The following is a 260-nucleotide window of genomic DNA, read 5'->3' as shown; positions in this document are numbered from 1 at the left end:
CGGATCGTCGATCCCGAGAGCGAGCTCGTTCTCGACGGGGAGGCGACAGGTGAGTTGTGGGTGCGGGGACCGAGCGTGTTCGCGGGATACCTCCACGACGAGGAGGCGACCTCCCGAGTCCGATCGGGGGCGTGGTTGCGCACCGGTGACATCGTGCACCGCGACGCCGAAGGCATCTTCCGCATCGTCGACAGGATGAAGGACATCTTCATCTCCGGCGGCGAGAACGTCGGACTCTAGAGGATCCCCGGGACCGAGCT

General features: G+C 65.8%; 1 pseudogene. It reads left to right on the top strand.

From position 1 onward, the window contains the following. Positions 1 to 240, top strand: a pseudogene (locus I5I_RS15135) (AMP-binding protein); the annotation flags it as partial. Positions 241 to 260 lie beyond the last annotated feature (20 nt).

The sequence above is a fragment of the Microbacterium sp. B24 genome, from assembly GCF_000333415.1.
Classification (GTDB): Bacteria; Actinomycetota; Actinomycetes; order Actinomycetales; family Microbacteriaceae; genus Microbacterium.
The sequence above is the reverse complement of the archived record's forward strand: the minus strand, read 5'-3'. Positions and strand labels throughout refer to the sequence as shown.